At 63.5% G+C, this 15,169-nt stretch carries 18 protein-coding genes; 9 read left to right on the top strand and 9 right to left on the bottom strand.

Going from position 1 to position 15,169, the window contains the following annotated elements:
* Window positions 1-42: 42 nt before the first annotated feature.
* The 3 genes from NKJ08_RS10845 to NKJ08_RS10835 all read left to right on the top strand — a co-directional run bounded on the left by NKJ08_RS10845 (window position 43) and on the right by NKJ08_RS10835 (window position 2,718).
* Window positions 43-870: a MurR/RpiR family transcriptional regulator gene (locus tag NKJ08_RS10845; RefSeq protein ID WP_352524665.1), complete on the top strand. Its 828-nt coding sequence runs from the start codon at window positions 43-45 to the stop codon at window positions 868-870.
* A gap of 512 nt (window positions 871-1,382) precedes the next feature.
* Entirely contained in the window at window positions 1,383-2,198 is an 816-nt protein-coding gene (locus tag NKJ08_RS10840) for an SDR family oxidoreductase (RefSeq protein WP_352781744.1), read from the top strand.
* A 40-nt stretch (window positions 2,199-2,238) separates the two neighbouring features.
* Complete coding sequence (locus NKJ08_RS10835) at window positions 2,239-2,718, top strand: MaoC family dehydratase (protein WP_502896069.1); 480 nt, start codon at window positions 2,239-2,241, stop codon at window positions 2,716-2,718.
* A gap of 42 nt (window positions 2,719-2,760) precedes the next feature.
* Here the strand turns inward: NKJ08_RS10835 and NKJ08_RS10830 are convergent, their stop codons facing one another.
* A complete protein-coding gene (locus NKJ08_RS10830) occupies window positions 2,761-3,462 on the bottom strand; it encodes a hypothetical protein (RefSeq protein ID WP_352781743.1) in 702 nt (233 codons plus the stop codon).
* A gap of 191 nt (window positions 3,463-3,653) precedes the next feature.
* Between NKJ08_RS10830 and NKJ08_RS10825 the strand changes: the two genes are divergently transcribed.
* Complete coding sequence (locus tag NKJ08_RS10825; RefSeq protein ID WP_352781742.1) at window positions 3,654-4,295, top strand: TetR/AcrR family transcriptional regulator; 642 nt, start codon at window positions 3,654-3,656, stop codon at window positions 4,293-4,295.
* Between the two features lie 536 nt (window positions 4,296-4,831).
* Here the strand turns inward: NKJ08_RS10825 and NKJ08_RS10820 are convergent.
* The 8 genes from NKJ08_RS10820 to NKJ08_RS10785 form a co-directional block, all read right to left on the bottom strand.
* Window positions 4,832-5,056, bottom strand: a complete 225-nt coding sequence (locus NKJ08_RS10820; RefSeq protein ID WP_352524670.1) for a hypothetical protein — start codon at window positions 5,054-5,056, stop codon at window positions 4,832-4,834.
* 53 nt (window positions 5,057-5,109) lie between these two features.
* The gene (locus NKJ08_RS10815) at window positions 5,110-5,688 is read right to left on the bottom strand and encodes a sarcosine oxidase subunit gamma (protein WP_352781741.1); all 579 of its coding nucleotides are present in this window, start codon (window positions 5,686-5,688) and stop codon (window positions 5,110-5,112) included.
* Entirely contained in the window at window positions 5,681-8,674 is a 2,994-nt protein-coding gene (locus tag NKJ08_RS10810; RefSeq protein WP_352781740.1) for a sarcosine oxidase subunit alpha, read from the bottom strand. The genes NKJ08_RS10815 and NKJ08_RS10810 overlap by 8 nt, the downstream gene beginning before the upstream one ends.
* The gene (locus tag NKJ08_RS10805) at window positions 8,671-8,967 is read right to left on the bottom strand and encodes a sarcosine oxidase subunit delta (protein ID WP_352781739.1); all 297 of its coding nucleotides are present in this window, start codon (window positions 8,965-8,967) and stop codon (window positions 8,671-8,673) included. Before NKJ08_RS10805 ends, NKJ08_RS10810 begins: the two co-directional genes overlap by 4 nt.
* An 8-nt stretch (window positions 8,968-8,975) precedes the next feature.
* Window positions 8,976-9,398: a hypothetical protein gene (locus tag NKJ08_RS10800; RefSeq protein ID WP_352781738.1), complete on the bottom strand. Its 423-nt coding sequence runs from the start codon at window positions 9,396-9,398 to the stop codon at window positions 8,976-8,978.
* Window positions 9,398-10,651, bottom strand: coding sequence for a sarcosine oxidase subunit beta (locus tag NKJ08_RS10795; protein ID WP_352781737.1), 1,254 nt, complete (start codon window positions 10,649-10,651; stop codon window positions 9,398-9,400). The genes NKJ08_RS10800 and NKJ08_RS10795 overlap by 1 nt, the downstream gene beginning before the upstream one ends.
* Window positions 10,652-10,780: 129 nt before the next feature.
* Window positions 10,781-10,957: a hypothetical protein gene (locus NKJ08_RS10790; RefSeq protein WP_352781736.1), complete on the bottom strand. Its 177-nt coding sequence runs from the start codon at window positions 10,955-10,957 to the stop codon at window positions 10,781-10,783.
* Between the two features lie 11 nt (window positions 10,958-10,968).
* Window positions 10,969-11,523, bottom strand: a complete 555-nt coding sequence (locus NKJ08_RS10785) for a HEAT repeat domain-containing protein (RefSeq protein ID WP_352781735.1) — start codon at window positions 11,521-11,523, stop codon at window positions 10,969-10,971.
* A gap of 196 nt (window positions 11,524-11,719) precedes the next feature.
* On the opposite strand from NKJ08_RS10785, the gene NKJ08_RS10780 reads away from it, so the two are divergent.
* From NKJ08_RS10780 to NKJ08_RS10760, 5 genes are all read left to right on the top strand, one after another.
* Window positions 11,720-12,478, top strand: coding sequence for an SDR family oxidoreductase (locus NKJ08_RS10780; protein ID WP_352781734.1), 759 nt, complete (start codon window positions 11,720-11,722; stop codon window positions 12,476-12,478).
* A gap of 109 nt (window positions 12,479-12,587) precedes the next feature.
* The gene (locus tag NKJ08_RS10775) at window positions 12,588-12,974 is read left to right on the top strand and encodes an SET domain-containing protein (protein WP_352781733.1); all 387 of its coding nucleotides are present in this window, start codon (window positions 12,588-12,590) and stop codon (window positions 12,972-12,974) included.
* A 266-nt stretch (window positions 12,975-13,240) separates the two neighbouring features.
* Window positions 13,241-13,507 carry a 30S ribosomal protein S21 gene (gene rpsU, locus NKJ08_RS10770; RefSeq protein WP_023797519.1) on the top strand — a complete coding sequence of 89 codons (267 nt, stop codon included), beginning with the start codon at window positions 13,241-13,243 and terminating at the stop codon, window positions 13,505-13,507.
* A gap of 159 nt (window positions 13,508-13,666) precedes the next feature.
* Window positions 13,667-14,512, top strand: coding sequence for a tetratricopeptide repeat protein (locus tag NKJ08_RS10765; protein ID WP_352781732.1), 846 nt, complete (start codon window positions 13,667-13,669; stop codon window positions 14,510-14,512).
* 135 nt (window positions 14,513-14,647) lie between these two features.
* Window positions 14,648-15,121, top strand: coding sequence for a DUF992 domain-containing protein (locus NKJ08_RS10760; protein WP_352776732.1), 474 nt, complete (start codon window positions 14,648-14,650; stop codon window positions 15,119-15,121).
* Window positions 15,122-15,169: the final 48 nt, after the last annotated feature.

The raw sequence follows: 15,169 nt of genomic DNA, 5'->3' as shown, positions 1-15,169 counted from the left end.
TTTGGATAACGCGGTAACGGCCCGGCCAGGGTGGGGAAAAACATGGTTTCCAGCATTGCCGAACTGATCTCCGACCGCATCGGCACGATGCCGGCCGGCGAACGGCGCGCCGCGCAAACGCTGATCGCCAGCTATCCGCTGATCGGGCTGAAGACGGTCGCCGAATTCTCGGCCGCGGCCGGCGTGTCGTCGCCGACGATCCTGCGTTTCGTCGCCCGGCTCGGCTTCCAGAACTATCCGGAATTCCAGTCGGCGCTGCAAGACGAGCTGGCGGCGCAATTGCAGTCGCCGGCGTCACGGACGCTCAATTCCTCGTCGCAGGGCGGCAGTGCCGTGTCGCCGATGCTGGAGGCGACGCTCGACAATATGCGCGAGACGTTCCGACATCTCTCCGACAAGCAGCTTGCCGACATCGTCGCCAAGCTGGCCGACCGGCGCGGCAAGACATTCCTGATCGGTGGCCGCTTCACCGACCCGCTGGCGCGCTACATGGCCGCCCACCTCGCCATCGTCCAGCCCAACGTCTTTCACCTCGGCGGACAGGAAAGCGTCTGGCGCGACCGGCTGATCGACATGGGCAAGCGCGACGTGCTGGTGATCTTCGACATCAGGCGCTACCAGGACAGCCTGGTCCGTTTCGCCGAGACGGCCAACCAGCGTGGCGTGCAGATCGTGCTCTTTACCGACCAATGGCTATCGCCGATCGCCCGCTTCGCCCGCCATGTCATCGCCGGACGCACCGCCGTTCCGTCGGCCTGGGATTCATCTGCTGCGCTTTTCGTCGTTGCCGAAGCGCTGATCGGCGCCGTCACAAGGCAGCTCGAGGCTGACGGCGCCAAACGCATCCGCGAACTGGAAAGCCTGCGGTAGAGCCCATTCGGAAACAGACGCTCTTCGCTTCGGTCTAGTCCACTAAAAAACTGATCATCTGCAGGATCAGGATCAGCATAAAGACGCCAAAGACAGTCGCAAAAACCGCTGCCAGCAGGACGGTGCGTTGTTTCTTACCCATAGCTTTCCCCCGAAAGCATAGTCCACGATACGAACGTCAGTCCCGCCTCACTGCTCGGCCACCTCCCAACTCCTCAAGACCCGCCTGCGGCTTGGGCGGAGGAGTAATGACGACTTGCTTCACGCGCGAATGAACCGCTAGCCAAGGTGCTCGCATAGGGGGACGGCTGCATCATTCATCCGACCCATGTCACGCCCAAATGGACGCCTTGCCGTTCGGGCTTAACCATTTCAGCCGCAAAGCGCACCATCGCCTCGGTCCAGCTATTTTACCCGTGGCAAGGATGATCGTAGTTCGGCTAGCCTTGTCGACGTGACGCCGCTCGCTTGAACAACTAGTCAAAAGCGCGGTGAACTGCGCGGAGGGTACGATGAGCTATCTGGACGAGCTGTTCTCAGTCGCCGGCAAGACAGCGCTGGTCACCGGCGCCGCGACCGGCATCGGCCGCATGGCAGCGACTGCTCTGGTCAAAGCCGGCGCCGCCGTGATGATCGCCTCGCGCAAGGGCGAGGACTGCGTCAAGGTAGCCGGCGAGTTGAACGGACTTGGCGCATGCGGCCGGGCCGAGGGCTTCGCCGGCGATGTCTCCAGCGAAGCCGGCATTGCGGCGCTCGTCGACGAGGTCAAAACTAGGACCGAGCGGCTGCACATCCTGGTCAACAACGCCGGCATCTCCTGGGGCGCGCCGCTGGAAGGCTTCCCCTATCATGCCTGGGCCAAGGTGTTCGGCGTCAACGTCACCGCGGTCTTCCATCTGACGCGCGAATTGCTGCCTCTGCTCGAAGCCGCCGCCAGCGACGCCGACCCGGCCCGGGTGATCAATCTTGGATCGGTGATGGGCACGCAGCCGCTGGCCGACGACGCTTACTCCTACTCGGCCTCGAAGGCCGCGGTTCACCATCTGACTCGCATCCTGGCGATCGAGTTCGCCGCCCGCCGCATTACCGTCAACGCCTTTGCGCCCGGCCCTTTCCAGAGCCGGATGACTGCCTTTGCCACCGGCACCGAGGACCTGGCGAGGCACGTCGGCAACCATGTTCCGATCGGCCGCATCGGCGCACCGGATGACATTGCCGGCGCAACGCTCTATTTGTGCAGCCGTGCCGGCGGCTATGTCACCGGCGCCATCCTGCCGATCGATGGCGGGCAGTCGGTGCAGCACGGGCTGACATTGTTCAAGGAATGAGACCGCTCGCCATCCGGCGGGCGAAACGGAGGACATCAGCGTGGAACCGATCAGTCTCGATGTGCTTCTGGCCAGCGTCGGCAAGGAAGTCGGCGTGTCGCCGTGGCGGGTGGTCACCCAGCGCATGATCGATCAGTTCGCCGACGCCACCGACGACCATCAATTCATCCATTGCGATCCGGAGCGCGCCAGGCGCGAGACGCCGTTCGGCGGCACCATCGCGCATGGCTTCCTGTCGCTTTCGCTGTTGTCGGCGATGACCTTCGAAACCATGCCGCCGCTTGAAAACAGCAAGATGGGCGTCAATCACGGCTTCGATTCGCTGCGCTTCCTGGCGCCGGTGAAGACCGGCTCGCGCATCCGCACCCGCTTCGTGCTGGCCGACGTCAAGGTCAGGCCGTCGGGCTGGGTGCAGACCGCGCACGACGTGACCATCGAGATCGAGGGTTCGAAAAAACCGGCGCTGACTGCGCGCTGGCTGACGCTGACGCTGATCGAACGCCAACCGGAAGCGGTTTGACTCTCGTCAGGCCGACAACCCCCAAATCTATCTGGCCCAAATCTATCTGGCTTCGGCGGCGATGAGCTTCATGTGCCGGCTGACCTGCAGCGCAATGTAGACGACCAGTGAGCAACCGATTGGGAACACGATCTCGTTGAGACCGGTTGCGATAGCCTGTGGCATTGCGAGAGCAGCGTCGTTCGCCGCGGCCGTCTCGATCGTCAGCACCGTGATGCCGCCACCGAATACCGCGCCTATCAGGGCGCCTGCCAGCGCGAAATGGAGCGGACGGGGTTCTTCCTTCGACGCCAGCGACGCCAGTATCCAGCCGAGCAGCCCGTATTCGATCGCCCGCAGCACACCGAGCGTCGTGAGCGAGAGGATGGCCGGCTTTGCCGCCGCGTCCAGCGCGCTGACCATGACCTTTTGCGTGCCCTTGGCGATGCCCATGGCCAGCGGCGCCGAGATCGCGGCGATCAGGCCGCCGAGCGAGGCTCGCACCTTCGCGAGCGCCGTGCCGAGGCTGACGCCGGCGCAGACGAAGAACGACCAGGTCACGCCTTGCGCCAGTTCGATCAGAATCTGCGTCGTCGCCGGGTAGGAACCTGCCGCAAATCTGACGGTCAGAATGAGAGCCTCCATGGCGAAGCCGAGCGCGATCGCCAGCCATGCAACCATGACGACGCGCCTGAGCGCCATCCTGGCGCGATGGGAAAGCGGGTCCACGTCCGGCACACCGGACGAAAGCTCAGTTCCGGTCATAACGGCCTCCCGAAACGAAATTTTTGCAGAGCCGCGAATTAGCCTTTGTCTGTAACAGTCCAATGTTGCCGGCTTTATTGCCGGGTTACATCGTTTTGTGAGGTCAAGCCTCTGCTCCACACCGCCCTTGCCCGACACCGTACAGCGTATATATGACTTACCCAGCCATCAGTCATAAGGCAGTCGAAAAATTGCAACTAAGCGTCCAGGAGCGCCGCGAAAAACAAAAGGCCGAACTGCGTTCCGAGCTTGTCGACGCCGCCCACAAACTTGTCCAGGAAGAAGGCTATGACGGCCTCACTATTCGGAAGCTGGCCAAGCGCGTCGGCTATGCACCGATGTCGGTCTACTCCTATTTCGCCGACAAGCAGGACATCCTGTTCGCGCTGGCCGAAGACGCATTCGAGACCTTGGCCAGGCGCATCGAAAATCATACGGCCGACGACCCGATCGAGGCACTCAAGGCTGTGCTTGTCGAATACGCCGCCTTCGGGCTGGAAAATCCCAACGAGTACCGCACCGTTTTCATGACCGAAAAAGTCAAGCCGCCGACCGGCAAGACCTTCGCGGAAATGGAGAGCGGCAACCCGGCGATGAAAGTGCTGATCGACAGGGTCGAAGCCTGCGTTGCCGCCGGTAGGCTCAAAGGCGATCCGCGTGCCATCGCCACCATGCTGTGGGCGGTCGGCCACGGCGCCATCTCGCTGCTGATCACCTTCCCGTTCTACCCGTTCGGCGACCAGAAGACGTTCATCACGCGGGTCGGCGACATTATGCTCGAAGCCATCGCCGCACACGAGATTGCGCCGCTCACCCCGCCGATCAACTGCTGAGGAGCGGCGCTCCTCCCGATCTGTAAAATCTTTCTCCGAACGATCCGCGCTCCGGCGCCGAGCGTTCGGCAATTCCTGCGCGCAATTTCTCCGTACATGTACGATTTCGCTTGAACTCCGTGAATCCTGGGCATATCTGTACGCAGTGTCGTACGTGTACGAGATGCAGTAGATGAACCGGAGACAGACGATGAAGAAGGCAATCCTCGCGCTCGCCGCCCTGCTGGCGCTCTCAGGCGCTTCATTTGCCGGCAGCAGTCAGCCAGCCAAGCAAGAAGCGGCCTGCGTTGACAGCAAGACCGGTGCTAAGCTCGATTGCGCCGCGACCGGATCGCTTGAAAGGCGGGTGCCGCGACCCACAAGGGCTCGTCCGACAGCAAGGGTCCGAGGCTCGGCATCGGCATCGATCCGTGGATCGTGCCCAGCAGCTTCTGAGCCGACCGGGCGATAGTACGCGGTGACAAACCGAACGGGCGGCAGGAATTTCCGGCCGCCCTTCTTGCCGGCCTCAGCCCTGCTTTATCACGCCGTGCAGATCACTTCTTGCGCTTCTGTCCCACCACGTTTTTGGGCTTGCCGGGTCTTGCCGGCGCGCCGGGAATCGCCGTCCCGGTGATCGACACCGGATCGCTGGCCGGAAACGTATCCTCGAGTCCTTCCTCGAGTTCCTCTTCAATATCCGTTCCAGTGCGCTGCTCGTCTTCGAAAGAGCGCACGGCCGGCGTCTTAGCCGGCGCCTTCGGCGCGGGTTTCGACGGCATCGGCATTCTCCCTCGGCTCGCTGTCGCAGAACGGTCAGGCGCGGCGAACATTCCTATGCTGCCGCGTCGCGCGCTGCCTCCGACAGAAAAGTAAAGACATAGTCGGAGAAGGAACGCCAGCATTCGACGCGGAACGCGTCGGCCGCAGTGCGCAACAGCACGATCTCGACCTTGCCAAGAATGGTGCGCGACGCCGCCCCGACCGGAAAGGCGTCGAGCGACAGATCCTGCGGGCAGCCGGCATTGATCGTCGCAGCAGCAGCCGGACCGGTGACCGATATGGCGACATTGCGATGCGAGATGCCGACCGCCGAATGCGGTACGGAAATCTTGGCGCAATCGGCGAGCGGATCTTTGCCGCTCTCGTCGATGACCAGCCATTCGTCCGGCCCGAGCCACAAGGCCGTGCGTCCAGCCTTTGCCGCCGAGGTTTTCGGCCTTTGCGGCAGGGCGACGCCGAGTGCTTTCGAGAGTGCCGCGATCGAGGCGTCCGGCGCGCGCAGCGAAATGCGCTCGGCCGGCGGCAGCCCGGCAAGTGTGACACCGGTGGCGGAAAGCGATTGGCCGGCGAGCGCCGGACGGCGTTCGACCGACGGCCCGGCGGCGGCAGTTTTCAAAGCGGCCTTAGCCATTGAGGCGCTCCCCCTTCTCGTCGAAGAACACCATGCCGGTGACCTCCACCTCGACCACCCCGTTCGGCATCGGTACGTAGAGCGTCTCGCCCATGCGGTCGCGGCCGCCGGCGACCAGCGCCAGCGCGATGGAGCGGCCGCAATTTTCCGACCAGTAGCTCGAAGTGACATGACCGACCATCTTCATCGGGATCGCCTGCTTGGGGTCATCGACGATTTGGGCGCCCTCTTCCAGCACCACTTTCGGGTCCCTGGTCTTCAGTCCGACGAGCTGCTTGCGGCCTTTGGCGACCAGGTCCGGCCGCGCCATGCCGCGAATGCCGACGAAGTCGGTCTTCTTCTTGCCGACCGCCCAGTCGAGCCCGGCATCGTTCGGCGTCACGGTGCCGTCGGTGTCCTGGCCGACGATGATGTAGCCCTTTTCGGCGCGCAGCACATGCATCGACTCGGTGCCGTAGGCACAAGCGCCGTGTTTCTGGCCCTCGACCCATAGCGCTTCCCAGACCGCCTCGCCGTAATCGACCGGCACATTGACCTCGAAGCCGCGCTCGCCGCTGAACGACATGCGGAACAGCCTTGTCGGCACGCCGCAGATCTTGCCTTCGCGCACCGACATGTGCGGCAGCGCCTCGTCCGACATGTCGATGCCCTCGACCAAGGGTTCTATGATCTTCCGCGCGCTCGGTCCCTGAACGGCAATCACCGCCCATTGCTCGGTGATCGAGGTCAGCCAGACGTTGAGATGCGGAAACTCGGTCTGGAGGTAATCCTCCATATGGTTCATGACGCGCGGCGCACCGCCGGTCGTCGTTGTCACATGAAAACGGTCCGGCGCCAGCCTGCCGACGACACCGTCGTCATAGATGAAACCGTCCTCGCGCAGCATGATGCCGTAGCGGCAGCGGCCGGGCTCGAGCTTCTCCCACGGATTGGTGTAGAGAAGTTCCATGAATTTGGCCGCATCCGGCCCGACCACCTCGATCTTGCCCAGCGTCGAGGCATCGAACAGGCCGGCCGTCTTGCGCACCGTGACGCATTCGCGATCGACGGCGGCATGTATGTCCTCGCCAGCCTTCGGAAAATACCAGGCGCGCTTCCACTGGCCGACATCCTCGAACACCGCGCCTTGGCGCTCTGCCCAGGGATGGATCGCCGTCTTGCGGGTCGGGTCGAACAGTGGACCCCGCGCGTGGCCGACGATCGAGCCGAATGTTACCGGCGTGTAGGGCGCGCGGAACGTCGTTAAGCCGACCTGCGGGATCGGCTTGCCCAGCGTATCGGCGGCAATCGCCAGGCCGTGCATATTGGAGGTCTTGCCCTGGTCGGTCGCCATGCCGTTGGTGGTGAAGCGTTTGACGTGCTCGATCGAGCGCATGCCCTCATGCACCGCCTGGCGAATGTCCTTGGCGGTGACGTCGTTCTGGAAATCGACGAACGCCTTCACCGTTGTGTCCGCTCCGGCGCCTGGCGCAGCACCCAGCATGCCGCGCGACCAGCTTTCGCCGGCATCAACCTTCGGCTTGGTGCTCTTGGCTGGCTTGCTACCGGCATCCTTGGCCGCCTTGGCGCCGGCGGCATAGGCTTCGTCGATGGTCGCCGACAGCCCGTCGGTGCCGTTGCAGGCGCCGACCGAGATGCAATCCTGCGCATAAGTTCCGGGCACGAAGCGCTTGGTCTCGTCGTTGAAGGCAACCTTGCCGCGCGATTGCGAGAACAGATGCACCGACGGCGTCCAGCCGGCCGACATCAGGATGGCGTCCACCGGGATGGTGCGCTCGCCGCCGCCGTTCTTCGGCTGCACCGTCATCGACGACACCCGCAATTTGCCGCCGGCGCGGATCACCGCACGGCCGAAATTGATCTCGATGCCGAGCGCCCTTGCCTCGTCGATCACCGGCCCGGTCGGGTTGTCGCGCAGATCGACGATGGCCGCCACATTGAGACCGGCCTTCTTCAGGTCGATCGCCGCCGCATAGGCGGAATCGTTCGCCGTATAGACCCCGACATTCCTGCCGACGGCGACGCCATAATGGTTGAGATAGGCGCGCGCCGCCGATGCCAGCATGATGCCGGGGCGGTCGTTGTCGGCAAACACCATGTGCCGCTCGATGGCGCCGGTCGCCAGCACGACGCGCCTGGCGCGAACCTGCCACAGCCGCTCGCGCGGCAGGTCGCGGCCGGGGTTCTGCAGATGGTCGCTGACGCGCTCGACCAGCCCGACGAAATTCTGCGCGTAATAGCCGAAAGCGGTGGCGCGCGGCAGCACGCGAACATTGTCCATGGCCTTAAGCTTGGCCACTGCCGATTGCGCCCAGGCAAAACCGTCCTGGCCGTCGATCCTGGCACCGCTCTCGAACCGCAGGCTGCCGCCGAATTCCGCCTGCTCGTCGGCAAGGATGACGCGCGCGCCGGTCTCGGCCGCGGCCAATGCCGCGGCTATGCCCGCGGCACCGCCGCCAAGCACCAGCACATCGCAATGGGCGAAGCGCGCCGAATAATGGTCGGGGTCCGGCTGGTCGGGGGCGACGCCAAGGCCGGCGGCGGCCCGGATCTTGGGCTCGTAGAGGTTTTTCCACGCCGCCTTCGGCCACATGAAGGTCTTGTAGTAGAAGCCGGCCGAAAGCATCGGCGAGGCGATGTTGCTGACCGCACCGATATCGAAAGCGAGCGACGGCCAGCGGTTCTGCGACTGTGCCGTCAGCCCGTCGTAAAGCTCCTGCACCGTGGCGCGGACATTTGGTGTCTTCCTGGCGGAATCGCGCTTGATTTCGACCAGTGCGTTCGGCTCTTCCGCGCCGGCGGACAGGAAGCCGCGCGGCCGGTGGTATTTGAACGAGCGGCCGACGAGATGGACGCCATTGGCAAGCAGTGCGGAAGCCAGCGTGTCGCCCTCGATGCCGGTATAGGGGCGGCCGTCGAAGCTGAAGCCAGCCATCTTTGCCTGTTTGAGCCGTCCAGCGCCGGCAATGCGGAACGTCACGCTCATTTGGCGGCTCCCGGCAGCTTCGCCGGCTTCGGCTCGCCGGCCTTGTAGGTCATCAGGAACCTGTCGCTGACGGTGTCGCGCACGGCGTTGAAGAACCGCGCGCAGCCATGCATGTGCCGCCAGCGCTCATAAATGATGCCTTTTGGGTTGGAGCGGATGAAGAAGAACTTTTCGAAGTCGTCGTCGGTCTCGCCGGCGATGTTGGGAGAACGCGCAATATGCGCCTCGCCGGCGTTGCGGAATTCGAGCTCAGGGCGCTCTTCCTCGCAATAGGGGCAGCGGATGAGAAGCATGGTTGGTCCTACAGTTCGCCGTGGCCGACGCGGGCGCCGGCCGGTTGGTCGCAAAGCCTCTCGCCCATCGCCACGAAGGGCGCGACAAGCCGGATGCGCTCCTCGATGCTTGCCGCAGGGCTGAAAAGGTCGCGGTTGGCCATGTTGCCCAGGATCAGTTGGACCGGATTGGTAGTGACGATGACGCCGCGCGGCTGGAACGGTTCGTCCGGGTCCAGACCGGACGGACGCGCCTCGAAGAAGACGACGATCTTTCGCCCGCCGCTCCAGACGCAGGTCAGCATGCCGTCGTCGATGGAAAACGGCCATTCGGTCTCGTTCCCGGCGCGACTGATCGGCTGCGCGCGCACCTCGTCCGGCGACGGAAAATGGAACAGGCCTTGCTCGCCGGCGAGCATCAGCGGCATGGCGACGGCCATCTCGGTCATCATCAGTGCGCCACCGCTGCCGCTGCCGCCTCGTCTATCAGGCGGCCGGTGCGGAAGCGCTCGATGGTGAAGGGCGCGTTGATCGGATGCGGATCGTCTTTGGCGATCGTATGGGCAAAGACATGGCCCGAGCCCGGCGTTGCCTTGAAGCCGCCGGTACCCCAGCCGCAATTGACATAGAGGCCGGGCACCGGCGTCTTGGCCAGGATCGGCGAGCGGTCGGGCGTCACGTCGACGATGCCGCCCCACGAGCGCAGCATCTTCATGCGCGTGAAGATCGGGAACATCTCGCAGATGGCGTCGAGCGTGTGCTGCAATATGTGCAGCCCACCGGTCTGCGAATAGGAGACGTACTGGTCGGTGCCGGCGCCGATGACCAGCTCGCCCTTGTCGGACTGCGAGATGTAGGCATGCACCGTGTTCGACATAACCACGCAAGGCACCACCGGCTTGACCGGCTCCGACACCAACGCCTGCAGCGGATAGCTTTCCAGCGGCATGCGCACGCCGGCCATGTTCATGATCACCGAAGAGTGGCCGGCGGCCACAACGCCGACTTTCTTGGCGCCGATGAAGCCGCGCGTCGTCTCGACGCCGCTGACCGCGCCGTTCGGCGCGCGCTTGACGCCGGTGACCTCGCAATTCTGGATGATGTGGACGCCGCGCGCCGAGGCGCCGCGCGCATAGCCCCAGGCGACCGCATCGTGCCGCGCCGTGCCGCCGCGGCGTTGCAGCGCGGCACCCATCACCGGATAGCGCGCATCACGCGAAATGTTGAGCGGCGGGCAAAATTCCTTGGCCTGCTCCGGCGTCAGCCATTCATTGTCGATGCCGTTCAGCCGGTTGGCATGGACGTGGCGTTTCAAGACCTGGATGTCGTGGATGTTGTGGGCGAGCATCATGACGCCGCGCGGCGAATACATGACGTTGTAGTTGAGCTCCTGGCTGAGCCCGTCCCACAGCTTCAGCGCGTGGTCGTAGATGCCGGCGCTCTCGTCATAGAGATAGTTTGAGCGGATGATGGTTGTGTTGCGGCCGGTATTGCCGCCGCCGAGCCAGCCTTTTTCCAATACCGCTACGTTGGTGATGCCGTGTACCGTGGCGAGATAATAGGCGGTGGCTAGGCCGTGGCCGCCGGCGCCGACGATGATGACGTCGTAGTCCTTCTTCGGCTCCGGCGAGGACCATTGTTCCTCCCAGCCCTTATGCCCGCGCATGGCCTCACGGGCGATGGCGAATACCGAGTATTTCTTCAACGTCGCAGGCCTCGCAAATGACGGCCGGGCATCCACTCGAACCCCGGCGCGCGAAGCTGTATCACTAGCGAAACGACGCTGCCAGCCTTGCACTGTTTGCGACGGCGCTTGCCGTTTTGCGCCGTGCCTTCAACGGCCGTTGTTCTGAGTTTCGCCTTTTGACGTTTCAGACGACGCACGCTTCAAGATTGACGGCCCGATTGCATAGGTCGGCCGCAAATAACCTTGACGGCAATCGGCGGCGATTTTACGAACTTCAGCATCGTCCGACTGCTCCGCCATGGCCACGAAGCGCTCGACGATCACATCGCGCGGCCTTATAGCCACTGCGGCTGCAAAGCGCCGTAAAAGTGCATCCGGGTGGTTGAGCAACCTCGGCAGGTCCCTGGGCTCGGCATGAAATGCTGGCCGTAAGCGTTGACCAACGCCCCAAAAGCCGAGTCCGGACGCAACGCGGCGGCATTTTCCACCGCGAGCCGCAGCTGCCAGCGCTCCGCAATGCAGATGAACTCAACGACCTTCCATCGAACGCCGGCATGTTCGTCATCCAGCCGCAGCATCACGCGACCGAGAATGGCGCCATCGGCTGGCGTGGTGCAGCGCCCGAGCGCCTCGATGGCATCGAACCGGGTGCGCGACTCTTTACTGTCGAGCAGTTCGGCTATCTCTGCAACAACACAGTTCAGCCTGAAGCTCAGGAGCCTGGAACCTATTTCGACCGCTATGAACACCGCTGCAGCTTGTGTCCGGGCATTGCTGGAGACCAGCAACGGTCGGAGATTTTCTACCGGAAAGCCTTTGGCAAATTCCGAACGAAGAGCCCACGTCAACTCACCGTCGCCCTCGAAGCCGGGCTCCAGCAACTTGCTCATCATGTCTTGGGGGGTCATTGCAAATGGGTGGCGCGTCCACCCGCGAGTTTTGGATGACGAGCCGTAGCCTGGTGGCCAGCGGACGTCAAGAAGCACCATCGAGGGAGCGCAGGTATCGGGTGGCTCGCACCGCCCCGATTTGCGACCAAGCATCCCGATTGCCGGCAAGAGCCGGCGCGAAAAAAGGATGCAAAAAATGCTCGCACTTGCCAACAAGATCGCCATCGTCACTGGCGCCAGTTCCGGCATCGGCCGCGCCACCGCAAAGCTCTTTGCCGAGCAAGGCGCCAAGCTCGTCGTCGCAGCCCGCCGCCAGGCGGAGCTCGACATCCTCGTTGATGAAATCCTCGGGGCCGGCGGGATGGCCGCAGCACTTGCCGGCGACGTCACCGAAGAGGCCTATTCGAAAGGACTTGTCGATCTGGCGCTGGAGAGGTTCGGTGGGCTCGATATCGCCTTCAACAATGCCGGAGCCGTGGGTTTGATGGGTCCGGTTCCCGACATGTTGCCGACGACATGGCATGAGACGATGGACACCAACCTGACTAGCGCCTTCCTCGGCGCCAAATACCAGATTCCAGCGATGCTGGAGCGCGGTGGCGGCTCACTGATCTTCACCTCCAGCTTCGTCGGCCGAACCGCCGGCATGCCGGGCATGGCGGCCTATGCCGCGGCCAAGGCCGGCCTCATTGGATTGACGCAGGTTCTGGCCGCTGAATTCGGACCGCGAGGGCTGCGCGTCAATGCGCTGTTGCCCGGCGGCACCGACACGCCGGGCGCGACGACGACCACGCCGGAGGCCAGGGCTTTCGTCGAAGGCATTCATGCCCTGAAGCGTATGGCGCAGCCCGAAGAGATCGCTCGGTCCGCGCTCTATCTGGCTTCGGATGCGTCGAGCTTTACCACCGGAACGGCGCTGTTTGCCGATGGTGGCGTCTCGATCAACCGGACGTGACCTGTTTCCCGATCGCGCGCAGGCTCGTGAACCAAAATGTCGCAAAACCGGGCTTGCTTTTCGGTGCGATTTGACGATTCCGTTTTCCATTCGAAGACGGGTTGGAAACATGCTGCTGATCAGGACTTATATCGCTGCGAGCGCAATCGAAGGCGTCGGCGTATTCGCCGCCGAGCCGGTCCGGAAAGGGACGCCGATCTGGCGGCTCGATCTGGACCTCGACCGGCTGATCCCGATGGCAAAATATGAGACGGCGCCGCCGCATCTCAGGGAATTGCTCGACAGATATGCCTATCCCAGTCCGGACCGGCCGGGCTTCATGGTCTATGAGGTCGACAATGGCCGCTTCATGAACCATGCCAACAAGCCGAACACCGATTTTTCACAATATGGCGGAGCCACCGCCATCCGCGACATCGCCGCCGGCGAGGAAATAACCTGCGACTACGGCGAGTTCTTCGAGGGTTTCGAGCAGCTGCACCTGGCCACGGCGTAGCGGCGCCTATCTGACCCAAGACGAATTTTGTTCTTGCTTTGTGCCGGCAGCTATGCTAGTAATTTGCGTATGGTGCTGATTCACACCGACGACCCGCCGTCGAGGCGGGTTTTTCGTTTCAGGGTCGGCACCGCCTCTCAATCGGCTGTGGACAGAGCGCCCTGATTCTGCTATCAGCCGCCCCAATTCGTGGTGTAACGCGCCGCGGAGGCTTGTGGCTATGGCCGCTTGCCTGTTGATTTCAAACCCGAAAGACAGGATTGCCCGTGCAGGTACTCGTCCGCGACAACAATGTTGATCAGGCGCTTCGCGCGCTCAAGAAAAAGATGCAGCGCGAAGGCATCTTCCGCGAAATGAAGATGCGCGGACATTACGAGAAGCCTTCCGAGAAGCGCGCCCGCGAGAAGGCGGAAGCCGTGCGCCGCGCCCGCAAGCTGGCCCGCAAGCGCGCCCAGCGCGAAGGCCTGCTGCCGATGACGCCGCGTCCGGTCGCAGCCGGTGCTGCCGGTGCTCCGCGTCCGCCGCGGTTCTGACGCCAATTTTTCGTCCTTTTCCAAGGATATCCAAGGTGGCGCGATGCGGAATCGCCGCCACCTTTTTGTTTTGAGTTCGACCCGGTCGAGAGGGCCGGTGCGGAGAGATGCCGGTTCGGAGGGGGACCGGACCTGACGGCGCAGTGAGGCAGGGCAGACATGGACGCAATCACCGTAGAGCGCAGAACCGCGTGGCGCGGCTTCGTCCTGACGGCAGCCCTGCTTTCCGGGTTGGCGCTTGTCGGCTGCCAGACGGTTCCTACCGGCGAGTTCAACAACATCGACAAGGCGCAAGGCTCGAGCGAGAACATCTCCTCGCTGTCGGCGGTGATCCAGCGCAACCCCCAGGATCCGGAAGCCTACAATGTGCGCGGTTCGGCCTATGGCCGCGGCGGCCAGTACCAGGCGGCGCTGAAGGACTTCAACACCGCCATCCAGCTCAATCCGAATTTCTACCAGGCCTATTCGAACCGCGCGCTCATCCAGCGCTTCCTTGGTGACCAGGCGAGCGCGCTCGCCGACTACAACCGCTCGATCCAGATCAATTCCAACTATGACGCCGCCTATATCGGCCGCGGCAATCTCTACCGCAGGGCCGGCCGGATCCAGGACGCGTTCAACGATTTCCAGAAGGCGATCCAGCTCGACACGACCGACGCGCGCGCCTATCACAATCGCGGCCTGATCTATCAGAGTCAGGGCCAGCACGCCTTTGCCATCGAGGATTTCTCGACAGCCATTTCGTTGGCGCCGGACGCCTCCGAGCCCTACAACGGACGCGGCCTCTCCTACCTTGCCATGAACGACGAGGACAATGCCTTCGCCGACTTCAACATGGCGATCAAGCTCGACGGCAAGAACGCCGAGGCCTGGTCCAACCAGGCGCTGATCTACGAGCGGCGCGGCGACAAGGTCAGGGCCTCGAAATCCTACCGCGAGGCAGTGCACCTCAATCCGACCTACCAACCGGCCAAGGACGGTCTGGCCCGCACCAGCGCCGGCTGACCGGGCCGGTTTATCGGGCGTCCGTTTCCGCACTTCGACAACCCTGGTTTACCCTTGCCTTGTTGGCGCCAAGGTTTCGGCGGAACGCTCGGCGTGCTCAGCCGTTGTTCAAAGCAGTTTCGAAAGGACCTTCCCATGATCAAGCAACTCGCCTGTGCCGCCGCTCTCGCCACGACGGTTCTTGCCGCTCCCGCCAGCGCCGGCAAGCTTCAGCTCGGCGTGCTCGACTGCACCATCGACGGCGGCACGGCCTATCTGGTCACCTCCAACAAGGGTGTTTCCTGTGTCTTTCGTCCGCATCGTGGCGGCCCTTCCGAAGTCTATACCGGGGTGATTTCCAAGCTTGGCGTCGATGTCGGCCGGACGCATCAGGGCCAGCTGGTATGGGCGGTTCTGGCGGCAACCCGCAACCACGATGAAGGCGATCTTGCCGGCGCCTACTATGGCGTGAATGCCGAGGCCAGCGTGGTCACCGGCGGCGGCGCCAATCTCCTGGTCGGCGGCCTCGGCAGCGCCTTTTCGCTGCAGCCGCTCAGCGTCCAGGCACAGACCGGCGTCAACCTGGCAGTCGCCGTCACCTCGCTGGACCTGATCCACTCGTTCAAATAGGCGGCATAGCGTGGCTCCGCGCGCGGCGGGGCAGCCTAGGTGTGCTGA

This window comes from Mesorhizobium sp. M0244 (assembly GCF_040321795.1).
Lineage (GTDB): Bacteria > Pseudomonadota > Alphaproteobacteria > Rhizobiales > Rhizobiaceae > Mesorhizobium.
Note: the sequence above shows the minus strand (reverse complement) of the source record. Positions and strands in the feature narration are given on the sequence as shown.